Annotated in this window: 14 protein-coding genes; 7 read left to right on the forward strand and 7 right to left on the reverse strand. The window is 72.8% G+C overall.

The features are described 5' to 3' along the window. The first annotated feature begins 1 nt into the window (after position 1). The gene (locus POL25_RS06465; RefSeq protein WP_373372067.1) at positions 2-1,138 is read left to right on the forward strand and encodes an MBL fold metallo-hydrolase; all 1,137 of its coding nucleotides are present in this window, start codon (positions 2-4) and stop codon (positions 1,136-1,138) included. Positions 1,139-1,266: 128 nt separating this feature from the next. On the opposite strand, the gene hflX is transcribed toward POL25_RS06465, so the two are convergent. From hflX to POL25_RS06480, 3 genes are all read right to left on the reverse strand, one after another. Continuing rightward, the gene (gene hflX / locus POL25_RS06470; RefSeq protein ID WP_272085019.1) at positions 1,267-3,474 is read right to left on the reverse strand and encodes a GTPase HflX; all 2,208 of its coding nucleotides are present in this window, start codon (positions 3,472-3,474) and stop codon (positions 1,267-1,269) included. A gap of 396 nt (positions 3,475-3,870) precedes the next feature. Further along, positions 3,871-4,338 carry a Do family serine endopeptidase gene (locus POL25_RS06475; RefSeq protein ID WP_272085020.1) on the reverse strand — a complete coding sequence of 156 codons (468 nt, stop codon included), beginning with the start codon at positions 4,336-4,338 and terminating at the stop codon, positions 3,871-3,873. Between the two features lie 212 nt (positions 4,339-4,550). Next, the gene (locus POL25_RS06480; protein ID WP_272085021.1) at positions 4,551-6,269 is read right to left on the reverse strand and encodes a hypothetical protein; all 1,719 of its coding nucleotides are present in this window, start codon (positions 6,267-6,269) and stop codon (positions 4,551-4,553) included. A 105-nt stretch (positions 6,270-6,374) separates the two neighbouring features. Between POL25_RS06480 and POL25_RS06485 the strand changes: the two genes are divergently transcribed. Further along, complete coding sequence (locus POL25_RS06485; protein WP_272085022.1) at positions 6,375-8,243, forward strand: amidohydrolase family protein; 1,869 nt, start codon at positions 6,375-6,377, stop codon at positions 8,241-8,243. 149 nt (positions 8,244-8,392) lie between these two features. Here the strand turns inward: POL25_RS06485 and POL25_RS06490 are convergent, their stop codons facing one another. Further along, positions 8,393-8,674, reverse strand: coding sequence for an ArsR/SmtB family transcription factor (locus POL25_RS06490; protein WP_272085023.1), 282 nt, complete (start codon positions 8,672-8,674; stop codon positions 8,393-8,395). 188 nt (positions 8,675-8,862) lie between these two features. Here POL25_RS06490 and POL25_RS06495 point away from each other — a divergent pair, with 188 nt between their 5' ends. After that, a complete protein-coding gene (locus POL25_RS06495) occupies positions 8,863-9,615 on the forward strand; it encodes an SDR family NAD(P)-dependent oxidoreductase (protein ID WP_272085024.1) in 753 nt (250 codons plus the stop codon). A 92-nt stretch (positions 9,616-9,707) separates the two neighbouring features. Next, entirely contained in the window at positions 9,708-10,211 is a 504-nt protein-coding gene (locus tag POL25_RS06500) for a hypothetical protein (RefSeq protein ID WP_272085025.1), read from the forward strand. A gap of 27 nt (positions 10,212-10,238) precedes the next feature. Here POL25_RS06500 and POL25_RS06505 read toward each other — a convergent pair whose 3' ends face one another. From POL25_RS06505 to POL25_RS06515, 3 genes are all read right to left on the reverse strand, one after another. Beyond that, complete coding sequence (locus POL25_RS06505; RefSeq protein WP_272085026.1) at positions 10,239-10,613, reverse strand: VOC family protein; 375 nt, start codon at positions 10,611-10,613, stop codon at positions 10,239-10,241. Between the two features lie 80 nt (positions 10,614-10,693). Continuing rightward, on the reverse strand, positions 10,694-11,140 hold the full coding sequence (locus tag POL25_RS06510) for an NUDIX domain-containing protein (protein WP_272085027.1): 447 nt from the start codon (positions 11,138-11,140) through the stop codon (positions 10,694-10,696). Positions 11,141-11,409: 269 nt separating this feature from the next. Further along, positions 11,410-12,318 carry an AraC family transcriptional regulator gene (locus tag POL25_RS06515; RefSeq protein WP_272085028.1) on the reverse strand — a complete coding sequence of 303 codons (909 nt, stop codon included), beginning with the start codon at positions 12,316-12,318 and terminating at the stop codon, positions 11,410-11,412. Between the two features lie 216 nt (positions 12,319-12,534). Between POL25_RS06515 and POL25_RS06520 the strand changes: the two genes are divergently transcribed. From POL25_RS06520 to POL25_RS06530, 3 genes are all read left to right on the forward strand, one after another. Further along, positions 12,535-12,984: a nuclear transport factor 2 family protein gene (locus POL25_RS06520; protein WP_272085029.1), complete on the forward strand. Its 450-nt coding sequence runs from the start codon at positions 12,535-12,537 to the stop codon at positions 12,982-12,984. Next, on the forward strand, positions 12,984-13,802 hold the full coding sequence (locus POL25_RS06525; RefSeq protein WP_272085030.1) for an NAD(P)H-binding protein: 819 nt from the start codon (positions 12,984-12,986) through the stop codon (positions 13,800-13,802). The genes POL25_RS06520 and POL25_RS06525 overlap by 1 nt, the downstream gene beginning before the upstream one ends. A gap of 235 nt (positions 13,803-14,037) precedes the next feature. Further along, entirely contained in the window at positions 14,038-15,942 is a 1,905-nt protein-coding gene (locus tag POL25_RS06530; protein WP_272085031.1) for a hypothetical protein, read from the forward strand. Positions 15,943-16,031: the final 89 nt, after the last annotated feature.

Here is a 16,031-nt window from a genome sequence, read left to right on the forward strand (position 1 = left end):
TGTGTTGCCCGGGTCCTACGAGGATGGTGCCTTCACGGGGGTGCTGCGACAGCCGCACAGCGAGGAGGACCTGATCGCCGCGCGCACCGCAGTCGCGGCCTGCCCGGTCGGCGCCATCAAGCTCCTGCGTGGTGCCTCGCGGGTGCGCCGCGGCGCGTTGGGATCGCCCTGGCGCGGGTATCCCCGCCCCATCGAGGACAACGTGTGGATCGTCGGGCCTCCGTCCATGAAGAACATCGGCGCCACGACTTACTTCATCGAGCGCGACGGCGGCGGCGTGTTGATCGACCCGCCACGACCGAGCGAGGCGCTGTTCCGCTGGCTCGCGGACCACGGCGGCGTCCGGTGGCTGTTCCTGACGCACCGCGACCACGCCCACCACCACGCCGAGATCGCCGCCCGCTTCCCCGATTGCCGCCGGCTCATCGGCGCAGCCGACGTGAACCTCCGCGAGAACAGCTTCCTCGCGACGACCGGCGACGTCGAGATCAAGCTCGGCAGCGAGCTTCGTCCGTGCACCCTCGAAGGACAGCCGCTCTCGGAAGCAGAGGCCCGACAGGCCGAACTCGTGGTGCTGCCTCAACCGGGACACACCGCAGGATCGATCTGCCTGCTGTACCGCGGTCGCTTCCTGTTCACCGGCGACCACCTCGCCTGGTCGCGCGTCCTCGGCCACATCGTGGCGTTCCGGGTGCAGTGCTGGGAGGACTGGGAGCGCCAGACCCACTCCGTCCGTTATCTCGCCGCGGCCGCGGAGGCGGGCTGGCTGCGATTCACGTGGATCCTCCCCGGCCACGGAGAGTGGCAGCGTCTCCCGAGCGACGGCAGCGCGGCCGAGACAGCCGCGGCGCTGCGCCGCACGGTCGAGTGGATGGAGCGGCAGCCGAAGGGCCACATGCGGGCGATCCACTGGACCCCGTTCATCATGGCCCGGTTGAAGCCGAAGAGCGCGCTGGGCCGCCTGGTGCGCGCCATCGGCCGCGGGAGCGACCTCTGGGTGTTGCCGCGTGACGTGTGGAGCTCGTTGCCCGCGCACGATCGTCGCCGCCTCGAAGCGGCGGTTCGCCGGCTTCGCGTGCTCGGGACCGTCGTGCTAGCAATCGCGGCGTTGATCGTGTGGTTCGTGGGTCGCAGATGATTCGTGACCCACGACCCACGCGACTCAGAGCCACCTGCAATTCGGCCCGGCGAGCGACAGGCCGGCCGCCGACATGACCTGTCTTGAAGGTCAGGTCGGCGACCTCGCCGACGCGGCAGTCGCCGCGCTCACCCGGTCGTCTCGGCCGAGGCCGCGACGACCTGTGCGCGTGCGTACTCGAGCACCATTGCGTTGTCGGTGCGCAGCGCCCACTCCGCGGCGAGCACCGGAGTCGCCGCCCAGCGCTCCGCGGCGTGATCGACCAGGCGCGGCCATGTCGCCCCGCCCGCCCGCACGAAGCGCTCGACCAACTGCTCGAGCGCCGGCCGCCCGAAGCAGCCGAGGAACATCGCCAGGTCGACCGAGGGATCGGTCACCCGCGCCTCCGTCCAGTCGAGGATCCCGACCACGCTCCCGTCTGTCTCGAGGAGCATGTGCCCCGGGTGCAGGTCCCCGTGCACCAGCGCGACGTGCTGCGGCCACATCGTATCGTCGGCGAGCCAGCGCTGCCAGCGCTGCCACACCGCCTCCGAGGGCTGCAGCGCCTCGCGGGTCGCGTCCATCGACCGCGACAGCGCCGCGCGCACCTCTGCGATCGTCGTCGTCGGCGCGCCCGCGCGGCTCGCCGTCTCCGGCGCGATCGACTGCAACGCCGCCAGCGCCCGCGCGAACGACTCGAGGAACGCCTCGCAGGGCGCCGCTGGATCGAGGATGTTCCACCGCGGGCCCTCCGGCGTCACCGTCACTGCCGGCGTACCGGAGAGCCGCGGGTACGCGATCACGTCGGGTGCGTGCACCCGCCAGTCGGGCGCGGCCACCGGCAGGCGCGGGCGCACCAGCCGGAGCACCCGCGCCTCCACGTAGGTCGACGCCGTCACCTCGAGGCGACGCGGCGTCCGCACGATCCACGGCGTGCCCGCCTCGTCGCGCGCGTGCACGACCAGGAAATCGAGCCCCATGCGATCGAAGTCGGCGTCCTCGGCCTGCAGCTCGAGCCCGTGCCGGCGGACGACCGCCAGCAGCTCCGACGGGCTGGTGATCGGCCGCACCGTCGACAGCAGGCCGCGCCAGCGCTCGAGCGCAGCCGGCTGCGCGCGCACCCGAAGCAGCGTCCCGGCCTCGGTGTAATTCTCCGCGAGCACGCGGGCGTGCGCGCGCACCTCCCCGAGCAGATGCCCGTCCGTGAAGGGCACCTCGAGCACATCGTCGACCTGTGTCGCGTCGAACGCCTCGATCAGCGCCGCGCGCAGGCGTGCGACGTCCGCGGGGTCGTGCGCGCAGACCTGCAGCGCCGCCGGCAGCTCCTCGGCCAGCGCCGCGCGCGTCGCCGCGTCGACCCGGTCGATCTTGTTGAAGATCACCAGCGAGGGCACCGCCGCCGCGCCGATCGTCGCCAGCGCCTCGCGGGTCACCGCGAGCTGCGTGCGCCACTGCAGATCCGACGCATCGACGACGACGAGCAGGAGCCCCGCGTCGCGCGCCTCGGCGAGGGTCGCGTGGAACGACGCGACCAGCTCGTGCGGCAATTCGCGGATGAAGCCGACCGTGTCCGACACCAGGATCCGCGGCGCCGTCTCCGGCGAGAGCGCCCGCACCGTGGTGTCGAGGGTCGCGAAGAGCCGGTCCTCGACCAGCACTTCACTCCCGGTCAGCGCGCGCATCAGCGACGACTTGCCAGCGTTGGTGTAGCCGACCAGCGCCGCGCGAGGCTGATCCTTGCGGCGCGCCCGCTGCGTCTCCTCGGCGGCGCGCAGGCCCGCGAGCTCGCGGCGCAGCCCGGCGATCCGTTCACGGAGCTCTCGCTTCTTCAGGGTCACGTTGCTGTGACCGCGCTCGCCCCGGCCGCCGCCGCCGCCCTCGCGCCCGCCGAGCGACCTGTCCTCGCGGACACGCGGGAGCGCGTGCGTGAGCGCGGCGATCTCGACCTCGAGCTGCGCGACCCGGGTCCGCGCGTGTCGCTCGAAGATCCGGAGGATCACGCTCGCGCGGTCGATCACCTCGACGCCCGCGAGCGCCTCCTCGAGGGCGCGGAGCTGGACGGGGCTGCGCGAGTCGCTGACGACGAGGAGGAGCTGCTCCTCCTCGGCGTCACCGCGGACCTCGGCGACGCGCGCCGCGAGCTCCGCGAGCTTGCCCTCGCCGATCGACGGATCGGCGGTCCGGTGGCGCTGGATCACCGAGGCGACGACGCGGATCCCGAGCTGGGCGAGCAGGTTCTCGAGCTCGCTCATGGCCGCCTGCAAGGACGCTTCGGTGTCGCCGGGGAACTGCCGGCCGAGCACGACGGCCCGCGGCGTGGGGCGCACGGTGGATGGATGCCTGGAATGTTTGGTCATACGAAGGACTCCTGCGCTCGCGGCCCGTAGGCCCGAGCGAGCTGGGAAGCCCGTGCGCGCGGCTCATGTGCCCGGCGCGGCGAGACGACGTCTCGACGCGACTGCTTCTTCCGGCGGCATGAGACGCCGCGCCCGGGCATTCCGTGGGACTGAAAGGACGGAGATGCGGGCACGACGCCGCAGCACTCGCACTCGCACCGTGCGCGCCGGATCTGCCGGAACACGCGGTCTGCGAGCGGGTACTGCGGAGCTCAGCGCAGGCGGATGAAGAAAACCATGTCGCGGCCAGAATGCCACCACTCGCCCCCGCCGCGCAAGCGCCTTGTGTCGTCCCCCTGTCCTTCGCGGCGAAACACCGCGAACGCGCGGGCGGCCAGCGGGCCGAAGCAGAGAGCGTCACTCGATGTCGACTCGCAGGATCGTCGCCTGGCCGTCGCGCTCGATGGCGAAGCGGCTGGTGCCCGCGCTCCGCAGGTGCTCGAAGGCCGCCTCGACGTCGGCGACGTCGACCACGGGGGCGTCATCGACCGCCGTGAACAGGTCGCCGTTCTTGAGGCCGACGAGCCCTGGCAGGCTGCCCGCGCGCAGGCCGTAGACGAAGACGCCGCGAGGGACGCCGTCGTCGAGGAAGGGGATCAGCCGGGCCTGCTTTCGCACGGGCAGCGCGTTGACGGCGAGCGTGTCGACGAATCGTTGATCGAGGGTGCACCGGACGTCGCGGCAGCGCGCGAGCAGTGAGACATCGCCCATCTGGGCGGCGGCGTCAGCGGACGGATCGGCGCCGGAGATGAGGAAGAACAGCACGCCGGCGCAGGAGAGGCCGGCGCAGAACGAACCGAGAGCGGAGCGGAAGGAATTGCCCATGCGGCGAGGCTTAGCAATTCCGGTGCCACCATCACGCAGGCCCATCTGCCGAGCGAATCGCCTGCAGACGCCGTGAGAAGTCGACATTTTGTCATGCGCACGCCGTCGCCCGCGACGAAGCGAGCTCGACGCCCCGCCGGCGAGCCGGCGGAGAGAGTCTTTCAGGACATGTCCCGAAGAACATGCCCCGAGAGCCACCCGGCGAGCACGATTCACTGCGCCGCGGCGGCGAAGCGCACCGCCACCAGGCTGTGCGGCGGCAGCGTCAATTGCACGCGCTCGCCGTCCTGCACGAACGGGGCCGGCTCGACGGCGACCGGCTGGTACATCGTATTGTGCTCGGCCGACGGCGGGGCCCACTGGCTGGCGGCGGTCGCGGTCCAGCCGGGCGGGAGGTCGACGGTGAACGTGTGGCTCTGCTGGAGGTCGCGGTGGAGGGCGACCAGGCTGCCGGTCTCGCTGGCGGGGTCGACGAAGGCGGCGGCGTGGACCAGCGGGACCTTGATCGTCTCGTCTGGTCCGAAGGACATGTCCCTCTCGACCTGCTTGGTGAACTCGAGCGGGGCGGCGCGCTCGAGCAGGTGCTCGCCGACGAGGCGGGTGGCGACATAGCTGGCCATCGGCGCGGCGGTGGCCTCGGGGCCGGCGCGGAACGGGTTGTACCAGGGCTCGAGCAGCGGGTCGCGGTCCGGGCGCTCGAGGCTCTCGAACTCGAGGGCGGCTTGCTGGCAGGCCGCCTCGACGCCGAGCTGGGCGTAGAGCAGCAACATGCCGGCGACGCCGAGGCCGACGGCCGCCTGCTGCCCGCGCGTGAACTCGCCGCGCGAGGCCGTGCCAGCCACGTGGTATTCGGTGACGACCAGCTCGAGCCCGGGCCGCACGCCGTCGAGGGCCGCCCGCGCGCGCGCGAAGCCGGGGCGGAACGCCTCGGCGCCGGCCAGCGTGAAGAACAGATCGCCGGGCCCGGACCAGCCGAGAGTGCGCGCGTCGTCGAGGAGGTAGTGATGGACGACGGCCCCGGCGACCGATGGATCGCGCAAGAGCGGCGCGAGGCCCTCGACGGCCGCCTCGACGCCGCCCCACCCGTCCATCGACGCCTGCGCGAGCGGGACCCAGAAGCGCGCCTCGGGCTCGACGGCCTTGACCGCGGCCACGTATTCGAGCGCGCGCGCGGCGTAGTCGGCCGCCGCGGCGCTCGGCTTGCCGGCCCACGCCGGATCGCCGCCGTGCTTGGCCTCGGGGTTGGCGTACGCATAGTCGCCGTCCGCGGAATGGCCGGTGTTCCACGGGCCGTAGCTCTCGCTGCCGAGCTCGAACAGGGTCTGCCGATACGGCTGGTCCTGACCCCAGTGCAGGCGCGCGGCGACGTTGATGTCGTCGGCGTCGGCGCCGTTGAGGTGGGCGACGTAGGCCGCGGCCTCGGCGGCCGTACCTGACCCAAAGTTCAGGGTCACGATCGGCGCGGCGTCGGCGTCCTGCATCAGCGCGAAGTACTCGAAGGTGGCCATGGCGTCGCCGGGCGCCGCGGCGCGGCCGGGCTCGACCCACTTGTAAAAGTGGTAGCCGTCGCCGCCGCGGGCGCCGTCGATCGGCAGGCCGGCGAAGCGCATCCACGGCGCGCGCCCGTGGCCCGGCCGCGCCTCCGCCAGCGCCTGCGCGGCCGCGACCTTGACCGGCGTGCGCCATTCGGGGTGCAGCGGGTCGTTCTCGGGCGCGTAGCGGGTGCCAGGGCCGAGGTTCCAGCCGACCAGGTCGCCGACGGGCTCGCCCGGCCGCGTGAAGTCGAGGTTGGCGTGCACGTCGCCGGTCATCACGGGGGCGTCGCCGGTCGACGTGCTGAGCACGCCGAAGGTGGTCACGGGCGGCGCGATCGAGTTGCACGCGAGCAGCCACAGCCCGGGGACCAGCGACGCCGCACCACGCACCTGCATCGACCGTCGATACCACGATCAGGGATCGCCGTAGAAGCGCTTTCGCACGGCTCCGCGCGGCCGCGGCGTCTCTCTGTCCCGGAAGTCATGTGGTATCGGGGGCCCATGCTGCCTCGCCCGCCCCGCACGGTCCTCACATTCGCGGCCCTGGCCCTGCTGGGTTGTCCGCGGCCGCCGGCGAGCGAGGCGCCGGCGCGGACCTCCCCGCCGATCGCGGCGGAGCTGGTGATCCGCGACGTCCGGCTGTTCGACGGCGAAACGGTGGTCGCCCGCACGTCGGTCGCGGTCCAGCGCGGCACCATCGTCGCGGTCGGGCCCGACCTCGTGGTCGCCGACGGGGCGGTCGTGATCGACGGCGCCGGCCGGACCCTGCTGCCGGGCCTCATCGACGCGCACACGCACATTCAGTCGGGCGACCAGCTGCGCCAGGCGCTGGTGTTCGGGGTGACCACCGAGCTCGACATGTTCACCCTGCCGGCGGTGACCGGGCCGCTGCGCAAGGCCGTCGCCGGGGCCGGTGGGCGCGCCATGGCCGACTTTCGCAGCGCCGGGATCCTCGCCACCGCGCCGGGCGGGCACGGCACCGAGTACGGCTTCGCCATCCCGACCCTCACCGGCCCCGACCAGGCCCCCGCGTTCGTCGCGGCCCGCCTGTCCGAAGGGTCCGATTACCTCAAGATCGTGCTCGACGACGGCTCCGGCTTCGGCCGCACGAGCCCCACCCTCGCCGTCGACACCGTCCGGGCCCTCGTCGCCGCCGCGCGCTCGCAAGGCCTGACGACGCTGGTCCACGTCAGCAGCCAGCGCGAGGCCACCGCGGCGATCGAGGCCGGCGCCGACGGCCTGGCTCACGTGTTCGTCGACGCCCCCGCGACCGACGCGTTCGTGGCCCTGGCCCGCGACAAGCGGGTGTTCGTGACCGACACGCTGGCGGTGATCATGGGGCTGTGCGAGCGCGACCACGGCAAGGCGCTGGCCGCCGATCCGGAGCTGGCGCCGTTCCTCGGGCCGGGCGAAGAGCGGGCGCTGAAGACCGGCTGGCCGGTCACCGTGCCGGCGGCGACGTGCGAGGCGGCGCTGGCGAGCGTCGGCGCCCTGCACCGCGCGGGCGTGCCGCTGCTCGCCAGCACCGACGCGCCCAACCCCGGCACCGTGCACGGCGCCTCGCTTCACGACGAGCTGGCGCTGCTGGTGCGCGCCGGCCTGCCGGCGACCGCGGCGCTGGCGGCGGCCACGTCTGTCCCGGCGGACAGCTTCAAGGCGATCCTCGGCGATCGCGGCCGCGTGGCCGTGGGCAAGCGCGCCGACCTGCTGCTGGTGCGCGGCGACCCGACGGTCGACATCACGAGCACGCGGGCGATCGAGGCGGTGTGGAAGGCCGGGCAGCGGCTCGACCGCGACAGCTACCGCCGGGCCGTGGCCGAGGAGCGGGCGGCCGTCGAGGCCCAGCGCTCCGCCGCGCCGCCGCCCGGCGCGGAGTCGGGCAAGATCGCCGCGTTCGAGGCCGGCAAGCTGGCGGCGGAGTTCGGCGCCGGCTGGCAGCCCGGCACCGACGCGCTGATCGGCGGCGCCTCGACGGTCGAGCTCGGGCTCGCCAAGAAGGGCGCGCGCAAGAGCAAGGGCGCGCTGCGCATGACCGGCAGCGTGGTCGAGGCCGAGCGGCCGAAGTGGGCCGGGGCGATGTTCTTCCCCGGCGACGAGCCGATGCAGCCGGCCAACCTGCGCAAGTTCACCCGCCTGGTGTTCGCCGCCCGCGGCGACGCGCCGGGCGCGATGACGGTGATGCTGTTCGCGACCCAGTTCGGCATCGCCCCGGTGCGCAAGGAGCTCGCCGTCAGCCGCGAGTGGAGCGAGTTCTCGGTCGATTTCGCCGCGCTCGGCCTGACCGAGGCCCACGACCTGACCGGCCTGTTCTTCGGCGCGACCCAGGCCGGCGCGTTCGCGCTCGAGCTCGACGACGTCCGGCTCGAGTAGCGCTGTCCCCGAGGACATGCTCCGCGGGACATGTCCTATCTGACATGTCCCGAAGGCATCCTCGCGCCGTCGCGGGCGCTTGACTCGCGCCCGCACGACATTTAGACGTTAACCTAAACGTCCAAATGAACGCAAGCACGACCGGTGCTTCACAGCTCGGCCAGGCGGGCCAGGTAGGCTCGCCAGACGTCGCGCTGGAACACCACGTGGGCGAATTTGCCGTCGCGCACGATCTCGACCAGCCCGGCGGTCTCGAGCTCCTTGAGGTGGTGCGAGATCGTCGCCTGACTGACCGCGTGACACTCGACGATCGCGGCGCAGGGCATCTGCTGCGCGCGGTCGGCCGCCAGGTCTTGCAAGATCTTGAAGCGCCGCGGCTCGGCCAGGGCGCTCGAGATCCGCTGGACCTGCTTGTCCGTCAAGCGAGTCATCGCCAGGGCAGCGTAACACGGGGACCGCCGCGACCCTAGCCCGGCGGGCGGCCGTGTGCGCGGTCACGGCGACACGGCGGTCCGGGCGCGCGGCGACGAAAAACAGCGACGGTGATTTGCGCCCGGCTCATTCGTCATTTAGATTTTCATCGAAACGTCGAACTGATAACACGACGGGGAGAGCGGACATGGTCGAGTCATTGAAGAACAAGGTCGCGGTCGTCACCGGGGCGTCCAAGGGCATCGGCGCGGGCATCGCTCGCGCGCTGGCGGGCGCTGGCGCGGCGGTGGTCGTCAACTACGCCGGCGACCGGGCGGGCGCCGAGCGGGTCGTCCGCGAGATCGTCGAGCGCGACGGCAAGGCCGTCGCGGTCCAGGCCGACGTGGCCAAGGCGGCGGACGTGCGGCGGCTGCTGGCCGAGGCCCGGCGTCAGTTCGGCCGGCTCGACATCCTCGTCAACAACGCCGGGGTGTTCCGCTTCGATCCGCTCGAGGCCGTCACCGAGGCCGAGTTCCACCGCGAGTTCGGCGTCAACGTGCTCGGGCCGCTGCTGGCCGTGCAAGAGGCGCTGAAGTACTTCGGGCCCGAGGGCGGCAGCGTGATCAACATCGGCTCCTCGGTGACGCGCCGGCCGGCCCCGCAGTCGGTCGTCTACACCGCCAGCAAGCACGCGCTCGACGGCATCACCCAGGCCCTCGCGGCCGAGCTCGGGCCGCGGAAGATCCGCGTCAACTCGATCAACCCCGGCCCGGTCGACACCGAGGGCGCGCGCACGCTCGCCGTGATCGGCAGCGAGTTCGAGCGCCAGATGGTCGCCGCCACCCCGCTCGGGCGCGTCGGCCAGCCGGACGACATCGCCGCGGTGGCGCTGTTCCTGGCCTCGCCGGCGTCCGGGTGGCTGACCGGCGAGATCCTCACCGCCTCCGGCGGGCTGCGCTGACCGGCGGGTGGGCAGGCCCGCTCGCCGGGCTTCGATCTGGTGCCACGCCGGCCACGGCTGCGGTGGCGCGCGAATCGGCGTAGCATGATCGAATGCATGGTTTGCGATGCGACGCTCCGGGCTTCAGCCCCCCGATCTCGCGGTGCGGCGCGGCGCTGTTGGGGGCCCTGCTGGTGGCCAGCCAGGCCGGCTGCGAGAGCTGCTCCTTCAACCACGGCGGCATCGAGCTCGAGGTCGCCGTGCAGCTCGTCGACGAGGCCGGCCAGCCGCTGACGGCCGCCGAGTTCGAGAAGCGGCGGGCCGCGGCGACGGTCACCACCTGCGTGCACGGTCGGGACGTCGAGCAGTGCGACACCGACCCCACGTATTACGCGACGCCGCACCCCGAGCCGGCGATCGCAACCTTTTACGTCGGGGTCGGCGGCGAGGCGTACGAGCCCTCGGCCGTGTCGCGCCGCTGTTACTTCCCGTCGCTGCGGGTCAAGGTCGAGATCCCCGGCTGCGACACCGGCGAGCACGAGGTCCCCGGCGCGCGCACCGACGGCTACGGCCCGATGCTCGTCGAGACGCTCAAGCTCACCTGCGGCGCGGCGTAGACATGTGCCTCGGGACATGTCCGGCGATCACGGCCACACGTTGGAGCCCGGCGCGCCGGCCAGCGGGCGGCGGGCGTCGATGACACAGAAGCGCTGGCCGGTCGGCGCCTCCATCACCACCCAGCGCGGGCCCCGGGCGACCTGCCGGGCACCGAGGCGCTCGAGCCGGGCGACCTCGGCCGACTGGTCGTCGGTCTCGATGTCGAGGTGGAGGCGGCTCGGGTGGCTGACCCGCTGGACCTCGATGTGCAGGTCGCGGGCGCTGGCGTCGAGCACGGCGTAACCGTGGCCGTCGTCGCCCTCGGAGGCCATGCCGAGCGCGCGGCTCCAAAACGCGGCGGCGTCGTCGGGCGGGGTGTCCTGGCAATCGATGATGAATCCGGCGAGGCGGCTGTGGTGCATCGCGAGGGTGTACCAGAGCCGCCCGCGCGAGGACCACGGCGAATGCGGCGAGTCGCCGAGCGGGCTCGACGGTATGCGGCTCAGCGGCGATGGCCGTAGTAGAACCGTGGAAAGGCGCGGGCCTGAAACTCGGCGATCAGCTCGCGCGGGAAGAACGGCAAGGTGTGGAGCTCGGCCAGCGGGACCCATACGATGCCGCTCTGCCAAGCGTCCGGCGAGAGCATGCGCAGGGTCTGGCCGGGCAGCAGGCGGCCGTGCACGAACACCTCGACCTGATGGAAGCCGGGCGGCAGGTTGGTGACGGCCAGGCGGTCGGCGATGATCTCGCGGATGAAGGCGACCGCGCCGAACTCGGCCTGCGCCCCGAGCTCCTCCTGCAGCTCGCGGTGGAACGCCTCCTCGAGGGTCTCGTTGTCCTGGACGCCGCCGCCGGGGGTCACGTACCACGGCCCGCCGGCGTCCTCGAATTGCTCGAGCAGGATGTTGTCGTCCTCGACGAGGATGGCGCGCACGGCGAGACGCGGCATGGTGCGCGCGACGATAGCGGATCGCCGGCGCGGCGCATACGTCCGCGGCGACGGCCCGAGCCGACGCCGGGGCCGGACGCGAGGGCGTCACGAGTTCGACGGCCGGCGGCGCCCGCAGGAGGACCCGCGCGAGGCGCGAGGCGACGGGTCACGTCGTCGCGGCGGGCCGTCGAGCACGGATCGGCGGAAAGCATGGCTTTTACGACATGCCCCGATAGACATGTCTTTTCGGACATGTACACGGGAACATGCCCTTTTTAAAAAGCATCTCAGTCGCGCCCGCGCAGCGCCCGGCGGTAGGCTTGCGGCGGGGTCCCGCGCGCGCGCACGAAGGCGCGGGTGAACGCGGGTTCGCTGGCGTAGCCGACGCGGGCGGCGATCGCCTTGACCGGGGCGTCGGTGGTAGCGAGCAGGCTGGCGGCGCGGTCGAGGCGGAGGCGGCGGAGGTAGCTGCCGACCGGCTCGCCGAGCAGCGCGGTGGCACGGGCGGCCAGCACCGAGCGCGACATCCCGACCTCGGCCGCCAGCTCGCCGAGCGCCCACGGCTTCTCCGGCTCGGCGCGCAGCCGCAGCAGCGCCGCCACCACCCGGTCGTCGCGCAGCGCCTCGGCGCCCGGCAGCGCCGCGCCCTCGACCCGCAGCGCGTGGGCGAACAGCGCCTGCGCCCACGCGGCGGTGATCGTCTCGCGCAGCGACGGCGACAGCGCCCGGGCCCGCCCGAGCAGCGCCAGCGTGTCCGCCAACCAGCCGCCGAGCTCGCGGTCGTCGTGGGTGACGTGCACCACCGCCGGCAGCAGCGACAGCCACGGCGCGTCGGCGTGATCGATCTGCAGGTCGACGATCACGAGGCTCGTCGTCGCCGCCGCCGCGCTGGCCCACACGTCCGCCGCCGTCTGGTGCATGCCGACGCAGGCGCTGCCGCCCGGCGGCACCAGGGTGCCGGGGCCGTCGCGGATCACGTGCTCGTCGGCGCGCGGGAGGAAGGCGAGCTCACCTGGCCCGAGAGACAGGCTCTTGCCCGCGACTCGCAGCTCGCCGCCGCCGTGCAGCGCGGCGTACAGCTTGGCGCTGCCGCACGCGGCCCGACGATGCTTGCCCCACCGCCCGCCGAGCTCGAGGGTGTTGACCTCGCTGCCGAGGACGACGAGAGAGCGCGCCAGCGCGTCGAGCCCGGTCATCGCCGCGAAGCATACCCCACGGCGGCTCGCCTGGCCCGTCCGCGGGCACGCCGGCCTATAACCCACGGCGGCTCGCCTGGCCCGTCCGCGGGCACGCCGGCCTGTCGCAGAGTCGCGCCGGCGCACCTCGCTGGCCCCTCGCTCAGGACGCGCGGATCGGCGATCCGGACGCGCGGTGCGGCCGGCCGCATTAGCCTCACGACCATGGGAGACGCCATGCAAGACCTTGCACAGGATCCACCGCGCCGCGCGACCGAGCTGCTCGCGGATCACCTCGAGTGGATCGCCCGCGACATCGAGCGCTGGCTGCAGCTGTTCGCCGACGACGCGGTCGTCGAGTTCCCTTACGCCGTGCGCCTCGGGATGCCGACGCGGCTGACCGGCAAGACCGCGATCGCCGAGTACTTCCGACGCACGCCGGGCGTGTTCCGCGACCTGCGCTTCCGCGACCTGCAGGTCCACGCGACCACGAACCCCGAGGTCGTGCTCGGCGAGGTCCACGGCTCGGCGACGCTGGCCCCGGGCGGCGAGGTCTACGAGCAGGACTACGTGATGGTGCTGGAGTGCCGCGCGGGGCAGATCGTGCGCTACCGCGAGTACTGGGATCCGTCCGCGGCGAGCGGGTTCCGCGACGGCCCGGTCCGCGCCGCGCTGGGAGGTGGGTGATGCGCGCGCTCGTCACGGGAGGCACCGGCAAGACCGGCAGCGCGGTGGTCCGCGGGCTGCGAGCCCGCGGCGCGGTGGTGAAGATCGCCAGCCGTCACCCGCGCGACCCGGACGCCGTCGGCTTCGACTGGGCCGATGTCTCCTCACACGACGCGGCGCTCGCGGGCGTCGACGCCGTCTACCTGGTGGCGCCGGGGCTGGTCAGCGATCCCGAGCGACTCATGGTGCCGTTCATCGACCGCGCGGTGGCCGGCGGCGTCCAGCGCTTCGCGCTGCTCAGCTCCTCCGCCATCGAAGCGGGGACGCCCGGCCTCGGCGCGGTGCATGCGGCCCTGCGGGCACGCGCGCCGGCGTGGACCGTGCTGCGCCCGTCGTGGTTCATGCAGAACTTCGTCGACCCGCAGCACGGGATCGGCCGCGGCGTCCGTGAAGCGCGAGCGTTCGTCAGCGCCAGCGGCGCGGGGCGGATCGGCTTCATCGACGCGGAGGACATCGCCGCCGTCGCCGTGGCGACCCTGTTCGCCCCGGCCGACGCCGACCTGATCCTCACCGGCCCGCAGGCGCTGTCCTACGACGAGGCCGCGGCGATCCTCTCGGAGGTGCTCGGCGAGCCGGTGACCCACCGCGCCATCACGGTCGAAGCCTGGTGCGCCCGCCTCGTCGCCGCCGGCATGCCCGCCCCGTACGCGGCGATGCTCGGCGCGCTCGAGCAGGCGATCGCGGGCGGGGCCGAGGACCGCGTGACCGACGAGGTCCTGCGCCGCACCGGCCGCCCGCCCCGCTCGCTGCGAGCGTTCGCGCAGGCGGCGTTACAGTGACGCGGCAGTCGTGACTTGTTCTCGAATGACCTGAAGGACATGTCCTATACGACATGTCCTTCGGACACTGCGCCGCAGCGGCACGGTCTGCGAGCTGGAGCAGGCCCGGCGGCCCCCCAAAGCCAGTACCCAACCGCGGTTGGAGCGACCAACGCGGCCTGCCCGTTCGAGCCCCGGAACCACAGGAATCGCGGCCCGTGGAGCCTGGCACGCCGCTTGCCTTGGCCGGTACAGCATGTCGAACCGCGCCCGCCTCTATCCGCTCCTCACGCTCTGCACCCTCGGTTGCTCTCTGCCCGCCGACTCCGGCGATATGGCCGCCACGACCGACGATTCGAGCTCGAGCACCTTCGCCGAGCCACCGTCGCTCACCGATTCGCTGATCTCGACGACGCTCGCGGACGCCACGACCACCGGCGACGGTGACGACATCGGGGCGCCTCCCGGCGCGCCGGGCCTCGTCCTCGATTATGCGCCGATCAAGCAGTTCATGTTCTCGTGGGACCCGGTCGACGGCGCCGACTATTATCAATTGCTGGAGCGCCCCTACCCCGAGGTCCCGGGCTGGTCGCAGTTCGGCGCGGACCAATTCGAGACCTCGCTCGCCCTGACGATGCCGATCCACCGCCGGCTGTCCGCGGCTTACAAGCTGCGCGCCTGCAATCGCTTCGGCTGCAGCGAATCGGAGCCGGTGCCGGTCGGCCCCGCGGTCGACGCCGCGATCGGCTATTTCAAGGCCTCCAACGCCGAGAGCCACGACAACTTCGGCCACAGCCTCGCCATCTCGGCCGACGGCTCGACCATGGTCGTCGGGGCCCCGTACGAGGACAGCGGTGCGCGCGGCGTCGGCGGCGACGAGCTCCACAACTATGCGCCGGACAGCGGCGCCGCCTACGTGTTCGTCCGCGACGGCGACACCTGGAAGCAGCAGGCCTACCTCAAGTCCGCCAACGCCGAGGCGGATGACCAGTTCGGCGCGGTCGCCATCTCCGCGGACGGCGACACCATCGCCGTCGGCGCTCCGCGCGAAGCCAGCGCGGCGACCGGCGTCGGCGGCGATGCCAAGGACAACAGCATGGCCGCCGCGGGCGCGGTCTACGTATTCGAACGCACGGCCGGGGTGTGGAAGCAGGCGGCGTACGTCAAGGCCAGCCATACCCGGGAGCTGAGCCAGTTCGGCGAGGCGCTGGCGCTCTCCGCCGATGGCCACACCCTCGCGGTCGGGGCGCCGGGCGAGGACAGCGCCGCCACCGGCGTCGACGGCGACCCGTGGCAAGGGCTCGCCGAGGACTCCGGCGCTGTGTATGTCTATTCGCGTGAGGGCGGCGATTGGCAGCACCGCGCGTACCTCAAGGCCGCCAATGCCGGCGCGGCGGATCGGTTCGGCGTCGACCTCGCGCTGTCCGCCAACGGCGCCACCCTGGCTGTCGGCGCCCCTTACGAGGCCAGCAATTCCGCGGGCATCGACGGCGACATGTCCGACGATTCGCAGAGCTCGGGCGCGGTCTATGTGTTCACCGCGAAGACCGGCGCCTGGTCGCAGGAGGCATACATCAAGGCGTCGAACCCGGGCCTGGGGGACTGGTTCGGGTACTCGGTGGCGCTGACGCCCGACGGGGACATGCTGGCCGTCGGCGCGCCGGCCGAGTCCTCCGCCGCCACCGAGATCGACGGCGACCCGTGGAACGACGCGGCGCCGAGCGCCGGGGCCGTCTACATGTTCTCGCGCCTGGGGCAGACCTGGCAGCAGGATGCCTATCTCAAGACCCCGAACGCGGGGGCGGGCCACTCGTTCGGCGCCTCGGTGGCGCTGTCGGCCGACGGGGGCGTGCTCGCCGCGGGTGCCGCGACGCAGGACGGCGGCGGCGTGGGCAGCTTCCCCGCCTCAGCCGGGGCGAGCGCGCCCGAGTCCGGCGCGGCCTATGTGTTCTCGCGCGTGGCCGGCACCTGGAAGCACCAGCGCTACCTCAAGGCGCCGAACTCCCGCCACGACATCCACTTCGGCGGGTCCATCGGGCTCACGTCCGACGCCGGCACTCTGGTGATCGGGGCGCCCCTCGAAGACAGCGCTGCCACCGGCGTCGGCGGCGATCTCCACGACGCCTCCGGCTCGCGGGTCGGCGCGGTGTACATGTATTGATTGCGCTCACGCTGCACGCGTGCGCAGATTGCTACCATGCCGAGGGCCGCGGCGACCGGTGATACCCACCGGCCCGCCGCGGCCCCTGG

This window comes from Nannocystis bainbridge (assembly GCF_028368995.1).
In the GTDB taxonomy this organism is placed as follows: domain Bacteria; phylum Myxococcota_A; class Polyangia; order Nannocystales; family Nannocystaceae; genus Nannocystis; species Nannocystis bainbridge.